The 18,529-nt window shown below is 69.4% G+C and carries 14 protein-coding genes and 1 pseudogene; 7 read left to right on the forward strand and 8 right to left on the reverse strand.

Annotation, left to right across the window (positions count from 1 at the left end):
- Nucleotides 1-990: pseudogene (locus tag AC07SQ_RS29915) on the forward strand (hypothetical protein); the annotation flags it as partial.
- 97 nt (nt 991-1,087) lie between these two features.
- Here the strand turns inward: AC07SQ_RS29915 and AC07SQ_RS29920 are convergent.
- The 5 genes from AC07SQ_RS29920 to AC07SQ_RS29940 form a co-directional block, all read right to left on the reverse strand.
- Nucleotides 1,088-2,014: a cation diffusion facilitator family transporter gene (locus AC07SQ_RS29920; RefSeq protein ID WP_495271619.1), complete on the reverse strand. Its 927-nt coding sequence runs from the start codon at nt 2,012-2,014 to the stop codon at nt 1,088-1,090.
- Nucleotides 2,004-5,213, reverse strand: a complete 3,210-nt coding sequence (locus AC07SQ_RS29925) for a CusA/CzcA family heavy metal efflux RND transporter (RefSeq protein ID WP_495271620.1) — start codon at nt 5,211-5,213, stop codon at nt 2,004-2,006. The genes AC07SQ_RS29920 and AC07SQ_RS29925 overlap by 11 nt, the downstream gene beginning before the upstream one ends.
- A 10-nt stretch (nt 5,214-5,223) precedes the next feature.
- Nucleotides 5,224-6,618 carry an efflux RND transporter periplasmic adaptor subunit gene (locus AC07SQ_RS29930; RefSeq protein WP_495271621.1) on the reverse strand — a complete coding sequence of 465 codons (1,395 nt, stop codon included), beginning with the start codon at nt 6,616-6,618 and terminating at the stop codon, nt 5,224-5,226.
- Between the two features lie 26 nt (nt 6,619-6,644).
- Nucleotides 6,645-8,012: a TolC family protein gene (locus tag AC07SQ_RS29935; RefSeq protein ID WP_495271622.1), complete on the reverse strand. Its 1,368-nt coding sequence runs from the start codon at nt 8,010-8,012 to the stop codon at nt 6,645-6,647.
- Nucleotides 8,013-8,115: 103 nt separating this feature from the next.
- A complete protein-coding gene (locus AC07SQ_RS29940; protein ID WP_495271623.1) occupies nt 8,116-8,490 on the reverse strand; it encodes a hypothetical protein in 375 nt (124 codons plus the stop codon).
- A 162-nt stretch (nt 8,491-8,652) separates the two neighbouring features.
- Between AC07SQ_RS29940 and AC07SQ_RS29945 the strand changes: the two genes are divergently transcribed.
- The gene (locus AC07SQ_RS29945) at nt 8,653-9,330 is read left to right on the forward strand and encodes a heavy metal response regulator transcription factor (protein WP_062481258.1); all 678 of its coding nucleotides are present in this window, start codon (nt 8,653-8,655) and stop codon (nt 9,328-9,330) included.
- On the forward strand, nt 9,327-10,655 hold the full coding sequence (locus AC07SQ_RS29950) for a heavy metal sensor histidine kinase (RefSeq protein ID WP_495271624.1): 1,329 nt from the start codon (nt 9,327-9,329) through the stop codon (nt 10,653-10,655). Before AC07SQ_RS29945 ends, AC07SQ_RS29950 begins: the two co-directional genes overlap by 4 nt.
- Nucleotides 10,656-10,661: 6 nt before the next feature.
- Here the strand turns inward: AC07SQ_RS29950 and AC07SQ_RS29955 are convergent, their stop codons facing one another.
- The gene (locus AC07SQ_RS29955) at nt 10,662-11,915 is read right to left on the reverse strand and encodes a cation:proton antiporter (protein WP_070063158.1); all 1,254 of its coding nucleotides are present in this window, start codon (nt 11,913-11,915) and stop codon (nt 10,662-10,664) included.
- A 191-nt stretch (nt 11,916-12,106) separates the two neighbouring features.
- On the opposite strand from AC07SQ_RS29955, the gene AC07SQ_RS29960 reads away from it, so the two are divergent.
- Nucleotides 12,107-12,490, forward strand: coding sequence for a hypothetical protein (locus AC07SQ_RS29960; RefSeq protein WP_495271625.1), 384 nt, complete (start codon nt 12,107-12,109; stop codon nt 12,488-12,490).
- A 62-nt stretch (nt 12,491-12,552) separates the two neighbouring features.
- On the opposite strand, the gene AC07SQ_RS29965 is transcribed toward AC07SQ_RS29960, so the two are convergent.
- Nucleotides 12,553-14,880 (reverse strand): heavy metal translocating P-type ATPase, encoded by a 2,328-nt coding sequence (locus AC07SQ_RS29965; RefSeq protein ID WP_495271626.1) that lies wholly within the window; start codon nt 14,878-14,880, stop codon nt 12,553-12,555.
- Between the two features lie 71 nt (nt 14,881-14,951).
- On the opposite strand from AC07SQ_RS29965, the gene cadR reads away from it, so the two are divergent.
- The 3 genes from cadR (at nt 14,952) to AC07SQ_RS29980 (ending at nt 17,950) form a co-directional block, all read left to right on the forward strand.
- Nucleotides 14,952-15,422: a Cd(II)/Pb(II)-responsive transcriptional regulator gene (gene cadR, locus AC07SQ_RS29970; RefSeq protein ID WP_095746108.1), complete on the forward strand. Its 471-nt coding sequence runs from the start codon at nt 14,952-14,954 to the stop codon at nt 15,420-15,422.
- A gap of 282 nt (nt 15,423-15,704) precedes the next feature.
- Nucleotides 15,705-16,952, forward strand: coding sequence for an acyl-CoA dehydrogenase family protein (locus AC07SQ_RS29975; protein ID WP_495271627.1), 1,248 nt, complete (start codon nt 15,705-15,707; stop codon nt 16,950-16,952).
- A gap of 134 nt (nt 16,953-17,086) precedes the next feature.
- Nucleotides 17,087-17,950 (forward strand): LuxR C-terminal-related transcriptional regulator, encoded by an 864-nt coding sequence (locus tag AC07SQ_RS29980; RefSeq protein ID WP_159270990.1) that lies wholly within the window; start codon nt 17,087-17,089, stop codon nt 17,948-17,950.
- 62 nt (nt 17,951-18,012) lie between these two features.
- Here AC07SQ_RS29980 and AC07SQ_RS29985 read toward each other — a convergent pair whose 3' ends face one another.
- Nucleotides 18,013-18,516 carry a RidA family protein gene (locus tag AC07SQ_RS29985; protein ID WP_495271628.1) on the reverse strand — a complete coding sequence of 168 codons (504 nt, stop codon included), beginning with the start codon at nt 18,514-18,516 and terminating at the stop codon, nt 18,013-18,015.
- Nucleotides 18,517-18,529 lie beyond the last annotated feature (13 nt).

Here is an 18,529-nt window from a genome sequence, read left to right on the forward strand (position 1 = left end):
ACGGTCTCGGGCAACGAAGGGCTCGACACCCTGAAGCTCACTGGCGCCAACCAGACGCTGGACCTGACCGCGCTCGCAGGCAAGGTCAGCTCGGTCGAGGTCATCGACCTCACCGGCACGGGCAACAACACGCTCAAGCTGTCGCTGGCCGACGTGATGAACAACGGCGCCATCAACCAGTTCGTGGCCGACGGCCGCGTGCAGATGATGGTCAAGGGCAATGCAGGTGATGCGGTGACACTGTCCGACGTGCTGCCCAACGGCACAGACCCGGGCGACTGGCTCAAGAAGGCCAACGTCATGGTGGGTGGCGTGGTCTACGAGGTCTACCAGCACTCGGGCTTCGACGCGGAACTACTGGTGCAGCAAGGCGTGACGGTCACGCTGCAGAACGCAGGGACCGGCACGTTCCACATCGAACCGGAAGTCGAAGCCTATGTGCTCGACCACGCAACGCAGGCCTACACCGACAGCGACGACACGCTCATCGCCAGGCTCGGCTTCGCCGACCGCCTCGAAGGCGGCGCGGGCAACGACATCTTCACGAAGGTCGGCACGGGCGACACGGTGCATGGCGGCGCAGGTGACGACACGATCCGCATCAACAGCGGCGACTTCGAGCGCGTTGAAGGCGGTCTTGGCATCGACACCCTGGTCATGGACGGCAAGGCGATGCACATCGACCTGTCGGCCCTCGGCGCGAAGGTGCAGGGCTTCGAGAAGTTCGATCTGGGCGCCGGCGGCAACACGCTGGCACTGCACGCCAGCGATGTGCTCGCCGGTGGCATGCGCGACATGGTCACGCCCGACGGCAAGGTGCAGATGCTGGTCAACGGCGCCAACGGCGATGTGAACCTGCTCGGCGGCGACGACGGCTGGACCCTGGGCAATGCAGCCACGGTCGGCGGCGTGACCTACAGCGTCTACACCAACCTCGCCGGCACCGCCGAGCTGCTGGTCGAAGACAAGGTCCACGTGACCATCCTCTAAGCCTGCAGACAGGCCACGCGGCGCCGCATCGGCGCCGCCCCCGACGCGACAGTTGCCCCGTGCGACTGTCGCGTTTTTTGTTGTGCCTGCCCTCGCGTCAGCCCGCCGTCACCGCAGGCCCGAACCCATGGGTCTCCCCCGCCTGCTCGCACGGCACGCGCTCCACCTGCACGGTCGAGTGGTGGATATCGAACTTCTCGGCCAGCAGGCCGCGCAGCCGCAGCATCAGTGGCGCCAGGTCAACCACGTCGGGCGTGCACACCACGTGCACGCTCAGGCTCACCTTGCCGCTGGACAGCGCCCACACATGCAGGTCGTGCAGGCCGGCCACGCCCGGCTGCGCCTGCAGCGCGCGCTCGACCTCGGGCAGGTCGACGTCGTCGGGCACGCCTTCGAGCAGCACGTTGAGGCTCTCGCGCAAGAGGCGCCAGGTGCGCGGCAGCACCCACAGGCCGATGGCGACGGCGATCACCGAGTCGACCCAGGCCCAGCCGGTGAAACGGATGACGAGCGCGCCCACGATCACGCCGACGGAGCCGAGCATGTCGGCCCACACTTCGAGGTAGGCGCCCTTCACGTTGAGGCTCTCGTCCTTGCCGCTGGCCAGCAGGCGCATGCCGATGAGGTTAACCACCAGGCCGCCGATGGCCACGAGCAGCATCATGGTCGACTGGATCTCGGCCGGCTGCGAAATGCGCCGGTACGCCTCGTAGAGCACGTAGATCGCCACGAAGAACAGCAGCACGGCATTGACCACGGCCGCCAGGATCTCGAAGCGGTAGTAGCCGAAGGTGCGGCGCTTGTCCGCCGGCCGCTTGCCCAGCCAGATGGCGGCCAGCGAGATGGCCAGCGCCACGGTGTCGGTGGCCATGTGGGCCGCGTCGGACAGCAGCGCCAGGCTGCCCGACACCAGCCCGCCGATCACCTCGGCGACGAGGTAGGTCGAGGTCAGCGCCAGCGCCCAGCGCAGCGCCTTCTCGTTGCCACCAGCAACGGCTGTGGCGTGTGAATGCTCATGGGCCATGGGAACCTTGCAGTGCGGGATCGAGGGGTGCGCCGTGTTGCTTCTCTGCGTTGGCTTCCTGCACCTCGTCTTCATCGCGCCGGTGCGCGATGCGGTACAGCAGCGGCAACACCAGCAGCGTCAGCGCGGTCGACGACAGGATACCGCCGATGACCACGGTGGCCAGCGGGCGCTGCACTTCGGCGCCCGTGCCGGTGGCGATGGCCATGGGCACGAAGCCCAGCGAGGCCACCAGCGCGGTCATGAGCACCGGGCGCAGCCGTGTGAGCGCGCCTTCGCGAATCGCCTCGTCCAGCGGCAGGCCGCCCTCGCGCAGGTTGCGGATGAACGAGATCATCACCAGCCCGTTGAGCACGGCCACGCCCGACAGCGCAATGAAGCCCACCGCCGCCGAGATCGACAGCGGAATGCCGCGCAGCCACAGCGCGACGATGCCGCCGGTGAGCGCGAACGGAATGCCGGTGAACACCAGCAGCCCGTCCTTCAGGTTGCCGAACATGGCGAACAGCAGCGTGAACACCAGCAGCAGCGACACGGGCACCACCACCTGCAGGCGCTGCGTGGCCGAGGCCAGGTTCTCGTACTGGCCGCCCCACACGGTCCAGTAGCCCGGCGGAATGCGCACGGCGCGCATGGCCTCCTCGGCCTCGGCCACGAAGGAGCCGAGGTCGCGCCCGCGCACGTTGGCGCTCACCACGATGCGGCGCTTGCCGTCTTCGCGGCTGACCTGGTTGGGGCCGGGCGCGAGGTCGAGCGTGGCCACCTCGCCCAGCGGGATGAAGCTGGTGCGCAGGCCCTCGCCGCCCGCCCCCTTGGGCAGCGCGATCGGCAGGCGGCGGATGGCGTCCAGGTCGGTGCGCAGGGTCTCGGGCAGGCGCACGAGGATGTCGAAGCGGCGGTCGCCGTCGAACAGCGTGCCGGCCTCGCGCCCGCCCACGGCGGTCGAGATGGCGTCCTGCACGTCGCCCACGTTGAGGCCGTAGCGCGCGGTCTTCTGGCGGTCGATGTTCACGGTGAGCATGGGCAGGCCGGTGGTCTGCTCCACCTTCACCTCGGCGGCGCCGGACACCTTGCCCAGCGCGTTCGACACCTGCGCGGCGGTCTGGTTGAGCACGTCCATGTCGTCGCCGAAGATCTTCACGGCCACGTCGCTGCGCACGCCCGAGATCAGCTCGTTGAAGCGCAGCTGGATCGGTTGCGAGAACTCGTAGTTGTTGCCCGGCAGCTTCTCGACCTCTTCCTGCACGGCGGCCAGCAGCTCGGGCCGCGTGCGCTTCGGCTTGGGCCATTCGCTCTCGGGCTTGAGCATGATGTAGCCGTCGGAGATGTTCGGCGGCATCGGGTCGGACGCGATCTCGGCCGTGCCGGTGCGCGCGAAAACGCGCTCGATCTCGGGGAACTTGTCTTTCAGCGTGCGCTCGAGCTGCTTTTGCATCTCGACCGACTGCGTGAGGCTGGTGCCCGGAATGCGCAGCGCCTGGATGGCGAAGTCGCCTTCGCTCAGGCTGGGCACGAACTCGGTGCCCAGGCGCGTGGCCAGCAGGCCCGACAGCACCACGGCCACCACGGCGGTGGTGATGACCAACGGCTTGGCATTCATCGCGCGCGACAGCAGCGGCGCGTAGCCGCGCTTGGCCCACAGCATGAGGCGGTTTTCCTTCTCGGCGACCTTGTTGCCGATGAACAGCGCCACGGCGGCCGGGATGAAGGTGATCGACAAAATCATCGCGCCCAAGAGCGCAATCACCACGGTGAACGCCATCGGGTGGAACAGCTTGCCCTCGACGCCGGTGAGCGCAAAGATCGGCAGGTACACGATCATGATGATGAGCTGGCCGAACAGCAGCGGCCGGCGCGCCTCCTGCGAGGCCGCGAACACTTCATGAAAACGCTCGCTGCGTGTGAGCGCCCTGCCGTGTTTCTCCTGCGCATGCGCCAGGCGCCGCACGCAGTTCTCCACGATCACCACGGCGCCGTCGATGATGATGCCGAAGTCGAGCGCGCCCAGGCTCATGAGGTTGGCGCTGACCTTCTGGTTCACCATGCCGGTGAAGGTGAAGAGCATCGACAGCGGGATCACCGTGGCGGTGATGATGGCCGCGCGGATGTTGCCCAAAAACAGGAACAGGATCGCCACCACCAGCACCGCGCCCTCGAAGAGGTTCTTCTTCACGGTGGCGATGGCCTTGTCGACCAGCACCGTGCGGTCGTACACCGTCACGGCCTTCACGCCCGCGGGCAGCGTGCGGTTGATCTCCTGCATCTTCTTGTCGACCGCCTGCGAGACGGTGCGGCTGTTCTCGCCGATGAGCATGAACACCGTGCCCAGCACCACCTCGCGGCCGTTGTCGGTGGCGGCGCCGGTGCGCAGCTCCTGGCCGATGCCGACCTCGGCCACGTCGGACACGCGCAGCGGAATGCCGCCGGCGTTGCCCAGAATCACGTTGCCGATGTCTTCCACCGACTTCACCTGCCCCGGCGCGCGAATGAGGTACTGCTCGCCGCGCTTCTCGATGTAGCCCGCGCCCACGTTGGCGTTGTTGCGCTCCAGCGCGGTGACCAGGTCGGTCATCGTCAGGCCGTGCGCCAGCAGCTTGGCAGGGTCGGGTGCGATCTGGAACTCCTTGGCGTAGCCGCCGATGGAGTTGATCTCGGTCACGCCCGGCACGTTGCGCAGCTGCGGCTTGATGATCCAGTCTTGAATCTCTCGCAGGTCGGTGGGTGTGTAGGGCTTGCCGTCGGCTTTCTTCGCGCCCTCTTCGGTCTCGACGGTCCACAGGTAGATCTCGCCCAGGCCGGTCGAGATGGGCCCGATCACCGGCGACACGCCGGGCGGCATGCTCTCGCGCGCCGACTGGATGCGCTCGTTCACGAGCTGGCGCGCAAAGTAGATGTCGGTGCCGTCCTTGAAGATCACCGTGACCTGCGACAGGCCGTAGCGCGACAACGAGCGCGTCTGCTGCAGGCCCGGCAGGCCGGCCATGACGGTCTCGATGGGGTACGTTACGCGCTGCTCGGCTTCGAGCGGCGAGTAGCCGGGCGCGGACGTGTTGATCTGCACCTGCACGTTGGTGATGTCGGGCACGGCGTCGATGGGCAGCTTCTGGTAGCTGAAGACGCCGAGCGCCGCCATGCCGAGCACGGCCAGCAGGATCAGCCAGCGCTGCTCGATGGAGAAGCGGATGATGCGTTCGAACATGCGGTCGTCCTCAGTGGGTGTGCGTGGCCGAGCTCTTGCCCTGCTGCGACTTCACGACGAAGCTGCCGCTGGCCGCATAGGCCGCGCCGGGCTTCAGGCCGCCCACGATCTCGATGCGCTGGCCGTCGCTGCGGCCGGTCTTCACGTGCTGCGGCACAAAGCCGCCGGGCACGCGCAGGAACACGGTGGGCTGGTCGTCCACGGTCTGCACGGCTTCGGCCGACACGGTGACGGGCGCATCGGCCTCCGACGCCACCAGCTCCACGTTCACGAACAGGCCCGGGCGCCAGGTGCGCTGCGGGTTGGTGAGCGTGACGCGCGCGGTGGCAGTGCGCGTCTGCGCGCCGATGAGCGAGCCCACGTACGACACGGTGCCGCGCGCGGCCTGGTCGAAGGAACCGGCGCGGATGGTCACGGCCTCGCCGATGCGCACCAGGTTCAGGTTGCTGGCGGGCACGCTGATCTCGGCCCACACGGTCGACAGGTCGGAAATGGTGAACACGTTGACCGCCTCGCCCACCGATTCGCCCAGCGAGATGTGCTTCTCGACGACCATGCCGTCGAAGGGTGCGCGCAGCTCGTAGCGGCCCAGCGCCGACGAGCCGGGCGTGGCGCCCAGCGCCAGCAGCTTCTGGTTGGCGTTGGCCACGGCGATCTGCGCCTCCTGCATGGCCTGCTCGGCCTGCAGGTAGTCCTGCTGCGGCGAGATCTTTTCTTCCCACAGTTTCTTCTCGCGGTCGTGCGTGGTGCGTGCCAGCGCCAACCGGCGCTGCGCGGTCTGCAGCTCGCTGCGCTGCTCCGAGAGCGCGGGGCTGGAGATCACGGCCAGCACCTGGCCGCGCTTGACTTCCTGGCCCAGGTTGGCCGACACGCTGTCGACCACGCCCGCCACGCGCGGCACCACGTGGGCCGTGCGGTCTTCGTTGAACTTGATCTCGCCGGGCAGCTGCAGCGACGTCTTGATGCGCGCCGGGCCGACGCTGTCGATCGCGATGCCGGCGGCCTTGACCTGCTCGTCGGTGAAGGGGATCTTTTCCTCGTCTTCCTTGTGGGCGTTGGCGGCGGCCTTCTGGGGCTCTGCCGATGCAGGCGCTTCCTTGCCGGGCGCCTTGCCCGCATCCTTGCCGGCGTCTTTGCCCTCTTCCGCGTGGTGCTCCTTGTCGCCATGGCCTTCGTCATGCGAATGGCCGTGGTCGTCTTCCTTGCCCTTGGCGTGGCTCTTGTCTTCCTCGTGGTGCTCGCCGTCGGCATGGCCGGCGGACTCCGAGTGCCCGCCCGCCTCGGGCTTGGACGGCGCGGTGCGCAGGATGAGCGCGCCGGCGACGAGGCCGGCAAGCAGGACGGCGGCAATGGCGATCCACTGCTTGCGGCCGGAGGACGTGGTGCGGTTGTGTGGTGTGGTCATGGTCGGAATCGGTTCGGTGTTCTTCTTCAGCGCGCGATCGGCGGCACGTTCAGCGTCGCGTTCGGCGTCGCGTTCGAGGCGATGTCGTCGCCCTCCGTGCCCAGCAGGCGGTCGAGCTCGCCGGCCGCGCGGTGCGCCTCGGCCAGCGCGACGAGGTACTGGTTGCGCACCTGGAACAGCGTGCGCTGCGCGTCGAGCGCCTCGAGAAAGCTGAACTTGCCCAGCTCGAAGCCCTTGGTGGCGGCGCGGTAGGCGGTCTCGGCGCCGGGCAGTGCGTCGCGCTGCAGCGTCTCGGCCGTGGCGCGCGCCGAGCGCAGGCGCTCGCTGGCCTGGGCCACGTCGGCGCCCAGCTGCAGCTCGGCGGCGGCGAGCTCGTCGCGCGCCTTGTCTTCGCGGCTCAGTGCCTCGGCGATGTTGCCGCGGTTGGTGTCGAAGATCGGCAGCGGCACCGACAGGCCCACCACCACCTGGTTGCGCCGGCTGCTGCTCACGGCCTCGCCGCCCTCGCCTTCGGACGCGGGCACGCGCTTGACGCCGAGCGACACGGTCACGTCGGGAATGCGTTTGGCCTGCTCCAGGTCGCTGAGCGCGCGGCGGCGCTCGACCTCGAGCCGGGCCTGGCGCAGCACGGGCGCATCGGGCAGGCGACGCGCCACCTCGGGCGCGGCGGCCTGGGCCGGCAGCTGGTCGACCGCGCCGTCCACCTGCGTGAAGCGCGGTGCCGGGTTGCCCCACAGCGCGGCCAGCAGCTGGCGCGACGCGCGCAGCGTGCCTTCGGCCTGCAGCAGTTCGACGCGGATGCCGGCCTCGGCCACGCGCGCCTTGGTTTCTTCGAGCGGCGACACCTTGCCGGCCGCCACGCGGTTGGCCGCGGCGCGGGTGGCGATCTGCGCGAGCCCCACCGAGTCTTGCGCGAGGCGCAGGCGCTCCTGCGCGGTCAGCACGTCGAAGAAGGCCGTGACGGCCGCGGCGCGCAGCTCGGCGCGCCGCGCCGACAGCGCCGACGCCGCCTGGTCGCGCGCACGCTCGGCCGCCGTGACGCGCGCGGCGCGCTTGCCGCCCAGCTCCAGGGGCTGGCTCAGCTGCAGCGTGGTCGTGCGGTTGTTGCGGCGCAGGTCCTCCAGCTGCGTGTCGAGCGTGGGGTTGGGCCAGGCGCCGGCCTGCACCACCGCGCCGTCGGCGGCGGCCTGTTCATGGCGCGCGGCCGACAGGCCCGGGTTGGCCTGCAGCGCCAGCGCCACGGCGGCGCGCAGGGTCAGCGGGCCTTCGGGCTCCAGCGTGCGGGCGGGTGCCGACAGGGACGACGAGGGACCGGCCGCCTGCGGGGTCTGCTGTGAAAAGGCCGGGGGTACCGCCAAGGCCAACACGGCCAGCGGCACGAAAAGCGTGCGCATCGAATTCTCCTGGGTTGCGAAACAACGGACGGACGAATTCGGCGAGGAGCGCTCAGCTGATGAGTGAGATCAGAAAAAGAAAAGGGGCTGTGCTCTCGCCGAATCAGGCGGCGAGCAACCAGTCGGGACGCACCGGCACTTCGGCGATGTGCGAGGCGAAGCGTTCGGTGGAAGCGGCGCGCAGCGCCTGCGAGGCGATGGGCGATTCGGCCGGCAGCGCGGCGGCGGTGTCCGCATGCTGGGCCTGCCCGAAGTGGGCAACGATGCAATGGCCGACCGCCGCGTTGGGCTGGCGGGTGCTGTCTTTCTTGGCGCCGTCGCCCGCGTGAGTACGGTCGGTGCCGCGCGGCTCGTCCTCGTGGTGGCCCCAGTGGCCGCTTCCCTTGTCGCCTTCGTGCAGGCAATAGGCTGCCGACACCGCCCAGCTGTACTGGAAAGGCAAGAGAAACAGCAGGAAAATCAGGAGCCAGCGGCGCATTGTTGACAAAAGTATATCGACGGGGCGTGGCGCGCCGACCAAGAAAAGCCCTGCGAACCGAGGGCCCGGCCCACTGTACGACAGCGTGTCGGCGCTTTGTCCTTCAATAGGATTACTAAATCGTAACCAGCGTCTCGAAAGGCCTTGGGTACGATCCGTACCATGCGAATTCTTGTCATCGAAGACGAACCCAAACTGGGCGATTACCTGAAAAAGGGGCTGGAAGAGAACGGCTACGTGGTCGACATCGCCCGCGATGGCATCGAAGGCCGCTACCTCGCCACCGAGGGCGACTACGCGCTCGTGCTGCTGGACGTGATGCTGCCCGGCATCGACGGCTTTGCCGTGCTGCAGGCCATTCGCCGCACGAAGAACGTGCCCGTGCTGGTGCTCACCGCGCGCGACAAGGTCGAAGACCGCGTGCAGGGCCTGCAGCAAGGCGCCGACGACTACCTGGTGAAGCCCTTCTCTTTCTCGGAGCTGCTGGCGCGCGTGCAGGCGCTGCTGCGGCGCGGCAAGACGCAGGAGCCCACGGTGCTGCGCCTGGCCGACCTGGAGCTGGACCTGGTGAGCCGCAAGTGCATGCGCAACCGCACGCGGCTGGACCTCACGGCCAAGGAGTTCACGCTGCTGGTGGTGCTGCTGCGCCGGCGCGGGCAGATCCTGTCGCGCTCCACGCTCGCCGAGCAGGTGTGGGACATGAACTTCGACAGCGACACCAACGTGGTCGAGGTGGCGATCCGTCGCTTGCGCAGCAAGATCGACGACCCCTTCGACGTGAAGCTGCTGCACACCGTCCGCGGCATGGGCTACGTACTCGAAGACCGCTCCTGGGCATGAGCCCGAAGCCGCATTCGATCCAGAGCCGGCTCTCGTTCTGGTTCGCCGCGCAGACGCTGTCCGGCCTGAGCATCATCTGCCTGGCCATCTACCTCGTGACGGCCTGGAGCTTCGGCGCCAAGCAGCGCGACGCGCTCGACCAGAAGACGGTGCTCGTCGAGCACCTGCTCAAGGAGGCCGAGAAAGGCGGCGACCTCGTCTTTCTGCGCCACAAGCTCGACGACTTCTTTTCGATGCAGGACGACGTGACCTTGTCGATCGCCAACGCTGGCAAGCCGCTGTTCCAGTCCACGCCGCCGCCGCAGGGCCGCTGGCTGCGGCGCGCCATCGTGGTGCCCTGGCAGAACGGCGACTTCCACACCGACCTGTCGGTGCAGGTCGGCGTGAACATCGCGCAGGACTCCCGGCTGCTCGAACGCCTGGCCTGGACCCTGCTGGGCGCGGTGCTGCTGGGCACGGCGCTGGTGTCGCTCACCGGCATGTGGTTGGTGCGGCGCGGGCTGCGGCCGCTGAAGGCGCTGGCCGAGCGCACCGCGGCCATCACGCCCGACCACGTCCACCAGTCGATCGACCCCGGCGCCTTCGCGCAGGAGCTGCGGCCCTGGATCACGCAGTTCAACGCGCTGCTGGCACGGGTGCAGCGCGCCTACGTGCAGCTGGAGTCGTTCAACGCCGACGTGGCGCACGAGCTGCGCACGCCGCTGGCCAACCTGCTGGGCTCGACCGAGGTGGCGCTCACGCGCCCGCGCAGCAACGAGGAGCTGCAGGCCGTGCTGGCCTCCAACCTCGAGGAGATGGGGCGGCTGTCGGGCATCGTGACCGACATGCTGTTTCTTTCGAAGGCCGACCGCGGCACCTCGGCGCGCTCGATGGCCCCGGTAAGCCTGGCGGAGCAGGCGCGCGACGTGATCGACTTCTACGACGCCATGCTCGACGAGGCCGGCCTGCGTGCCGAGGTGCATGGCGAGGCCGTGGCCGAGGTGGACGCGGGGCTGATCCGGCGCGCCCTCTTCAACCTGCTGGGCAATGCGATCCGCTTTGCCGAACCGGCCTCGACGCTGCGCATCGAGATTGCGGCCGCCCCTGGCGGAGAACACCACACCATCGCCGTGATCAACCGCGGCGCGCCGATCGATCCCGAGGCGCTGCCGCGCCTGTTCGAGCGCTTCTACCGCGCGGCCCAGGCGCGCGACGGCTCCACGCGCCACCACGGGCTGGGCCTGTCGATCGTCGAGGCGATCGCGCGCATGCACGGCGGGCAGGTGTTCGCGTCGAGCCAGAGCGGCGAGACGCGCATCGGGTTCAGCGTGCGCCGCAGCAGCTGAAGGGCTTCAGGGCTCGGCGTGCGCCGCCGTCTCGGCGGGCTTCGGCTTGCGGCCCACGCACAGCGTCATCAGCGGCCCGGTCATCGCGGTGGTGGCCAGCGCCATCACCAGCAGCATCGTGAAGAGCTCGGGGCCGATCAGGCCGACGTCCAGGCCGATCTTGATGACGATGAGCTCCATCAGCCCGCGCGCATTCATGAGCGAGCCGGTGGCCAGGCTGTCGCGCCAGCTGTAGCCGGCGATGCGCGCGCCTGCCGCGCCGCCCGCGATCTTGCCCACGGTGGCCACGCCCACGATCAGCAGCATCGCGCCCAGGCTGGCGCCCGAGAACGCGTTGGCCGTGGTGCCCAGCCCCGCGAGCGCGAAGAACAGCGGCATCAGCACCACGATGGAGATCGGCTCGATGCGCTCGCTCAGCGAGCGCAGCAGGCGGTCGTCGCGCGGCAGGCAGGCGCCGAACAGGAAGGCGCCGAACACCGCGTGCAGGTGCAGCCACTCGGTCAGCAGCGCCGTGACCAACAGGCCGATCATCAGCGCGGCCATCAGCGTGGTCGACGGCTCGCCGTCGGGCGCCTTCACGCGCAGCAGCCACGCAAAGGCCGGCTTCAGCCCGAGGAACAGCACCGTGAGCATCACCACCACGCCGACCGTGATCTTGATCAGGCCTGCGTAGCCGTCGCTGGTGCCCACCAGCGCGACCACGAAGGCCAGCAGGATCCACGCGAACACGTCGACCACCGCCGCCGCGCTCAGCGAGAGCTGGCCGAAGGGCGTGCGCGTCATGCCGCGGTCTTTCAGGATGCGCGCCATCACCGGGAAGGCCGTGATCGACAGCGCCGCCGCCATGAACAGCGCGAAGGGCCAGAAGCCCACGCCGGCCGGCGCGAGCGTGGGGTGCAGCGCCGGCGAGATCGCCAGGCCCAGCACCAGCGGCACCAGCACGCTGAGCACGCCCACCGCGCCGGCCGCCTGCAGCTGCGCGCGCATGTTGCGCGTGGCCCGCAGCTCCAGGCCCACCACGAACATGAACAGCACCAGCCCCACCGTCGCCAGCGACGACAGCCCCTGCAGCGACTCCTTGGCGAACAGCTGCGCGTGCAGCGACGGGAACAGCAGCCCCATGACCGCCGGCCCGAGCATCAGCCCCGCCGCCATCTCCCCCACCACGCTCGGCTGCCCCACATGGCGCAGCACCCAGCCGCAGAGGCGTGCGGTGGTGAGGATGACGACGAGTTGCAGCAGGAGGGTGGTGACGGACATGGGCGGAACGGTCGTGAGGCCTGGGGAAAAAACTCGCCCGATGTTAGTTCGGCGTGCCCGGCTCGATCCAGATGTGCAACGCGGCGCGGGGGCCGTTGGAGACGTGGGCGGCGCGCGGGTGAGCCCAGACGCCTCAAGGCCGTGCTAAAAATCCGAATGCGCATGATCCAAAACTCAGCCACTTCAGCCTCATGAACGCCCCTCTGTTCGCCGATCTGGCCGCCTGGATCGATTCCGTCTTGTCTGCGCCGCTGCCTGAAGGCATCGCCGCTTTTCACTTCAACCTCTACGACAGTTCGACGACCTACGACCTCGAACTCGTGGGTGCTCCAACCTACGACCCGGAAGATTCCGACTGGGCGTGCGACGACATCTTCATGTCCTCATCGCCACGTTTCGAGATCGCGAGCGAAGCGGTGGGGCCAGACTGGGAGGCAGGCCTGCAGGCCATCTCGCAGATGATTCTTCGCTACCTGGACGCCGCGTCTGCGGGCGCTTCGCGCCTGAAGGCTGCTCGCGCGGTCTCTCTGGGATTCGTAGATGGCGACCTGCACCTCGTCTGGCGTGCCGAGTGAGGCGTTGACCGGCAGACGCTCGCTTCAGCCCTCTTCTCCGAGGCCGCCTCCTCCGCGCTGCGCTATTCCTGCTTTTCGGTCCGCATCAACCGCAACCCGTTCGCCACCACCAGCAGGCTCGCCCCCATGTCGGCAAACACCGCCATCCACATGGTCGCGCTGCCGAACACGGCGAGCACGAAGAACACGCCCTTGATGCCGAGTGCGAGCGTGATGTTCTGCCACAGCACCGCATGCGAGCGGCGCGACAGGCGGATGGTCTCGGGGATGCGGCGCAGGTCGTCGTTCATGATGACCACGTCGGCCGCTTCCATCGCGGTGTCGGTGCCGGCGCCGCCCATGGCGAAGCCGATGTCGGCCCTGGCGAGCGCCGGGGCGTCGTTGATGCCGTCGCCGGTCATCGCAACGGCGCCGTAGCGCTGCTGCATCGCCTGGATGGCGCCCAGCTTTTCTTCGGGCAACAGGTTGCCGCGCACGTCGTCGATGCCGGCGTGCGCGCCGATGGTCTTCGCAGTGGCGGTGTTGTCGCCGGTGAGCATCACGGGCGTCACGCCCAGCGCGCGCAGCTCGGCCACGGCCGCCTGCGACGAGGGCTTGATGGTGTCGGCCACCGCGAACAACGCCAGCACCGAAGTGTCCGATGCGAGCAGCGTCACCGTGCGGCCGGCTTCTTCGTGCCGCTTCAGCTCGGCCTCGAGTGCCGGCGAGCACAGGCCGCGCTCTTCGATCAAGCGGTGGTTGCCCAGCACGTAGGTCTGGCCCGCGTGCGTGGCCTGCACGCCGCGTCCGGGCAGCGCGGTGAAGTCACTCACCTCTTCGACCGCCCCACCCAGGCCTTGGGCGATGGCCTTCGACACCGGGTGGTCGGAACGGCCGGCGATGTTGGCCGCCAGCGCGTACACCGCGCCTTCATCGCCACCGGCCTTGTCGATCAGCACCGACTCGACCAGCTTGGGCTTGCCCTCGGTGATGGTGCCGGTCTTGTCGAGCGCCACGGCCTTGAGCTTGCGCGCCTCTTCGAGATAGGTGCCGCCCTTGATGAGGATGCCGCGCCGCGCGGCCGAGGCCAGCGCGCTCACGACCGTCACGGGCGTGGAGATGACCAGCGCGCACGGGCAGGCGATGACCAGCAGCACCAGCGCCTTGTAGACGGCCTGCACCCAGGTCCAGCCCAGCAGCCACGGCGTGAGCACCGCGATGGCCAGTGCCAGCACGAAGACGGTGGGCGTGTAGATGGCGGCGAACTTGTCGACGAAGCGCTGCGTGGGGGCGCGCGAACCCTGCGCCTCTTCGACCGCGTGGATGATGCGCGCGAGCGTGGTGTTGGCCGCCACGGCCGTCACGCGGAACACCAGCGCGCCGGTCTGGTTGATGGTGCCGGCAAACACCGCATCGCCCGCGGCCTTGTCGACCGGGATGCTCTCGCCCGTGACCGGCGCCTGGTCGATGGCGCTGGTGCCTTCGAGCACCACGCCGTCCAGCGGTACGCGCTCGCCGGGGCGGATGCGCGCGACAGCATCGAGCGCCACCGCGTCGGCGCGCACGGTCTGCCAGCTGCCGTCGGGCTGCCGCACCTCGGCCTGTTCGGGCGCGAGCGCGAGCAGGCTCTGGATGGCGTTGCGCGCGCGGTCGACGGCGCGGGCCTCGATGAGCTCGGCGATGGCGTACAGCGCCATCACCATCGCGGCCTCGGGCCACTGGCCGATGATGAAAGCGCCCGTGACGGCGACGGCCATCAGCGCATTGATGTTGAGGCGCCCGCGCACCAGCGCGGCGAAGCCCTTCTTGTAGGTGTCCAGGCCGGCCAGCGCGATGGCCGCGAGCGCGAGCCCCATCTCGGCGGCCATGAAGCCCACGCCGTCGAGCGCGAGGAAGGACACGGTCTCGGCCGCGATGGCCAGCACCAGCGCGGCGACGAGGCGCGCGAGGCCGGTCGACATGCCAGCGAAGCGCGCGGGCTCGGCCTTCTGCCCCGCCGACGATGCCACCGGCTCGGGCTTGAAGCCGGCCTGGCGGATGGCGTCGAGCGCGGCGGGCAGCGCGCCGTCTTCGGTGGTGAGGGCCAGCGTGCGTTCGCTCAGGCGAAAGCGCAGGGCCTTCACGCCCGCGACGGGCTCGAGGGCGCGGCGGATTTCGGACTCTTCGACCGCGCAGTCCATGGTGGGAATGCGAAACAGCACGGCGCCCTTCGGCAGGTCGGCCGGCTCGGCCGACGCCGGCGCACTGCCGCACACGGGGCTGCCACAGCAGGCCGTTGCCGGCGCGGCGGGGGCGTGATCGTGTGCGTGGTCGTGCCCGTGGTCATGTCCGTGGCTGTGCCCGTGGTCATGGGCGTGGTCATGCGGGGCAGCGCGTGGCACCGGCTGATTCAGGGTGGTCTGATTCGTCATGCGTTCCATTGGAAACCCTGAAGCAGGTGTAGAGTCAACCGTTGATTGCCACTTCCTTGAGATGCCGCATCATGAAAATCGGTGAACTGGCCAAGGCCACGAACACGCCGGTCGAAACCATCCGGTACTACGAGCGCGAACAGCTGCTGCCCGCGCCCGCGCGCACCGACGGCAACTACCGCATCTACGACGACGAGCATGCCCAGCGCCTGGGCTTCATCCGCCGCTGCCGCTCGCTGGACATGACGCTCGACGAGATCCGCAGCCTGCTGAAATTCCGCGATGCGCCGCAGGACGACTGCGGCGAGGTGAACCAGCTGCTGGACGACCACATCGGCCACGTGGCCTCGCGCATCGCCGAGCTGAAGACGCTCGAAAAGCAGCTGAAGGCGCTGCGCCTGCAGTGCGGCGGCCCCGAATCGGCCAGCGCCTGCGGCATCCTGCAGGAGCTGGACACGGCCGCGCTCGCACCCGAGACCTTCGGCCAGCACGCGGGGCACGTGCACGGCACGCTGCACGGCGCCTCCGCCAAGCGCTCCTGACGTCGGGCCCAGCGCCACGCTGGGCGATGCGGGGGTCGTGCTTCGCCGCCGTCGAGCGAACTTCAATGGTTCGCGTGGAGGCTGTGTGGCCGGGCTCCGCGCCGATGCGCACGCGTGTCCGCACTGACACGCATCTCCTCGGGCAGGGCCTGACGCGCCCGCCGGCATCGCGAATGTTCGCGAAGGCGGTGCGGCCGACCCCGGCAGACAATTCCGCCGACCCGGCGCATCCGCCCTGCGACCTTGGGGCCGCGAGCCGGACAGACCTACAACGGAGACACCATGCCGATCGACTTCACCCTCACCCCCGCGCAGCGCGAGTTGCAACTGTCGGCTCGCCGTTTCGCGCGCAGCGTACTGACCGAGGTCGCACCGGCCACGCGCCACCTGCCCACGCCGCTGGCGCGCTTCGTCGCCACGCGTCCGTTCTACGAGAAGCTGGTGAAGGCCGGTTTTCTGCGGCGCATCATCCCGATGCCGTTCGGCGGCGAAGGCACGGGCATGCTGGACATGGCCGTGGTGGCCGAGGAGTTCTATCGCGTCGACCCCAACGTGTCGCTCACGATGTTCGCCACGCTGCTGGGCCTGCTGCCCGTGACGATCGGCGGCTCGCCCGAGCAGCAGAAGGCGTTTCTCGGGCCGTTCCTGGAAGGCTCCGGTGCACCACTGGCCGCCCTGTGCAACAGCGAGCCTGGCGGCAGCGCCAACTTCGATGCCGCGGCCCCTGGCGAAGGCACGCGCACGCGCGCCCGGCTCGAGGGCGGGCAGTGGGTCATCGACGGCACCAAGCAGTGGATTTCGAGCGCGACCGGATGGGACGAGCAAGGCGCCGACCTGCTGTGCGTGGTGTGCCGCACCGACCCCGACGCGTCGCCCGACAGCGGGTTGTCGGTGCTGGTTGTTCCCCGGCCCGAGGGCGGCATCGTGGTGGAGCGTTATCACGATTCGATGGGCCACCGCGCGCACCTCACGCCCCGCTTTCGCCTCGAGGGCGTGCGCACCGCGCAGGCCAACGTGCTGGGCCCGGTGGGCAGCGGCAAGGGCCTGGTGGCCGCCAGCTTCTCGGCGACGGCGGCGCTGGTCGGCGTGTTCGGCACGGCCCTGATGCAAGGGGCCTTCGATTTCTCCCTGCACTTCGCCAAGACCCAATGCCGCGGCGGCGCCGTTCCGATCATCGAGCACCAGGCCGTGGGGTATGCGCTGGCCGATGCCAAGACCGCCATCGAAGCCTCGCGCTACCTCAACTGGCGCGCGTGCCACGCGCTGGACACGCAATCGCCCGCGGCGCTGGAGCTGGCGCTGCAGGCCAAGATCTACGGCTCCGAGACCGCGGTGCGCGTGATCACCGACCTGATGCGCGTGGTGGGCATCGACAGCTACGACCACGACCTGCCGCTGGCCGGCATGCTCCAGGACGCCCTGGTGCTCCCGCTGTTCGACGGCGGCAACATGGGTGTGCGCCGACGCCAGCTGCACGAGCTGCTGCGCTCGCCGGACTACGACCCGCTGACGGCCAGCGGTGCGGCGTGACGGCCGCAGGGCCGACGCTCGCCTGAACGGCGCCAGCGTCGCGGGTCCACACCGGCGTGCCATCGGAAGCAGACCCCTTCCGCCCGGGGACGCCGGGCCGTAGCATTCGACTTCCGCACTGCAGCCCGGCATCCATGCTCGAAGACCACGACATCCTTGTGCTTCAACGCCAGCTCCGACGGCGCCTATTCGAAGGCGAGCGCGCGATCACCTGGCGACCGGGCCGCGAGCTGGCCGCGCAGCTGCTGCTGTACCTGGACGACCCGCAGGCCTGCTGGCGCATCTCGGTGCAATGGCTGCGCGACACGCTCGACGCCGACCGCGTCGACGCCGGCTTCGGCGGCTATGTCGACGCCAGCGGCCGCCTCCATGACTACGTGGTCGCGGCCGAGGTGCAGCGCCCGTCGCAACCACTGCCTGCGGTGATCGGCCTGCGCTTCAGCGCCGCCAACCCGGGCATCCGCGCCGTCTGGAGCGGCAGCGGCATCGCCCCCATCATCGACGTGTCGCAAGAGCGCAGCTTCACGCAGGAGTTGCGCGCCACGCTGATGCAGGCCGGCACGGCCTCGAAGCTGGCGGTTCCCGTGCACGACGAAGACCGGCCGGTGGGCATGATCTGCGCCGACTGGCACCACAGGGCCCCGCGCTGGAAGCACGCCGTGTGCGACGAGTTGCCGGGCCTGGCCCGCACCGCACTGGGCCCGCTGCTGAGCGCCGCCCACCGGTTCGCGCAGGCGCAGAGCGAGCGGGCAGGCGCCACCGATCACCCGGCGAACCTCGCGGCACTGACGCCGGCGGAACTGAAGGTGGCGAAGCTGGCGGCCGGCGGCCTGAGCTACAAGGAAATCGCGCGCCAGCTGGACCGTTCGCTTTCCACGATCGACCACCAGTTGCGCAGCATCCGCGAGAAGCTCGGCACGCGCTCGACGGCGCGCCTGGTGCACATGCTCAGCGAACTGAACACGTCGGCGACGGGCCGCTCAACACCGCTTCAATGAGCGAGACGTGATGGGGACGCGCACGGCTGAACGCCGGGGCGGCGTCAGCGGTGTCGGCAACCTCAGCGACGTGAGGGTTCCACTTCAAGGGTCAAGGTCACGGCCACCGGCAGGTTGCCCGGCAGGTTGCGCACCCCGCACACCGACCGCGCATGGCCCGCGCGCGTGTCGAACAGGCTGGCCAGCAGCTCGGAGGCGGCGTCGAGCACCTGCGGGTGCTGGGTGAACGACTGCACGCAGGCGACATGGCCTTCGAGCCGCACGACCTGCCGCACCCGTTGAAAACCGCCCAGGTGCAGGCGCACCTGGGCCAGCGCATTGAGCACCGCCAGCCGGGCCGCCTGGCGGCCTTCTTCCAGCGTCAGTTCGGCGCCGAGCAGCCCGCGCGGCAGCGGATGCCCCGCCACCACGGGCCCCTGCATGGAGACATGCAGCAGGCCCGCCGCCTCGATCGCCGCGCGGTAGGCCCCGAGCGGCGGCGGCGGTTCGGGCAGTGCGAGTCCCAGAGCCTCGAGGCGTTGAAGCACCGCGTCGCCCTGCGTGGCGAGCGAAGGGTTCGTGGCCATGGCGCGCCCCGCT

Source organism: Variovorax sp. GW821-FHT06D12 (assembly GCF_059419205.1).

What these genes read in the sequence shown, in the direction of transcription:
- AC07SQ_RS29920 (WP_495271619.1), bottom strand. Translation starts at nt 2,014, where the DNA reads ATGGCCCATGAGCATTCACACGCCACAGCCGTTGCTGGTGGCAACGAG.
- AC07SQ_RS29925 (WP_495271620.1), bottom strand. Translation starts at nt 5,213, where the DNA reads ATGTTCGAACGCATCATCCGCTTCTCCATCGAGCAGCGCTGGCTGATC.
- AC07SQ_RS29930 (WP_495271621.1), bottom strand. Translation starts at nt 6,618, where the DNA reads ATGACCACACCACACAACCGCACCACGTCCTCCGGCCGCAAGCAGTGG.
- AC07SQ_RS29935 (WP_495271622.1), bottom strand. Translation starts at nt 8,012, where the DNA reads ATGCGCACGCTTTTCGTGCCGCTGGCCGTGTTGGCCTTGGCGGTACCC.
- AC07SQ_RS29940 (WP_495271623.1), bottom strand. Translation starts at nt 8,490, where the DNA reads ATGCGCCGCTGGCTCCTGATTTTCCTGCTGTTTCTCTTGCCTTTCCAG.
- AC07SQ_RS29945 (WP_062481258.1), top strand. Translation starts at nt 8,653, where the DNA reads ATGCGAATTCTTGTCATCGAAGACGAACCCAAACTGGGCGATTACCTG.
- AC07SQ_RS29950 (WP_495271624.1), top strand. Translation starts at nt 9,327, where the DNA reads ATGAGCCCGAAGCCGCATTCGATCCAGAGCCGGCTCTCGTTCTGGTTC.
- AC07SQ_RS29955 (WP_070063158.1), bottom strand. Translation starts at nt 11,915, where the DNA reads ATGTCCGTCACCACCCTCCTGCTGCAACTCGTCGTCATCCTCACCACC.
- AC07SQ_RS29960 (WP_495271625.1), top strand. Translation starts at nt 12,107, where the DNA reads ATGAACGCCCCTCTGTTCGCCGATCTGGCCGCCTGGATCGATTCCGTC.
- AC07SQ_RS29965 (WP_495271626.1), bottom strand. Translation starts at nt 14,880, where the DNA reads ATGACGAATCAGACCACCCTGAATCAGCCGGTGCCACGCGCTGCCCCG.
- cadR (WP_095746108.1), top strand. Translation starts at nt 14,952, where the DNA reads ATGAAAATCGGTGAACTGGCCAAGGCCACGAACACGCCGGTCGAAACC.
- AC07SQ_RS29975 (WP_495271627.1), top strand. Translation starts at nt 15,705, where the DNA reads ATGCCGATCGACTTCACCCTCACCCCCGCGCAGCGCGAGTTGCAACTG.
- AC07SQ_RS29980 (WP_159270990.1), top strand. Translation starts at nt 17,087, where the DNA reads ATGCTCGAAGACCACGACATCCTTGTGCTTCAACGCCAGCTCCGACGG.
- AC07SQ_RS29985 (WP_495271628.1), bottom strand. Translation starts at nt 18,516, where the DNA reads ATGGCCACGAACCCTTCGCTCGCCACGCAGGGCGACGCGGTGCTTCAA.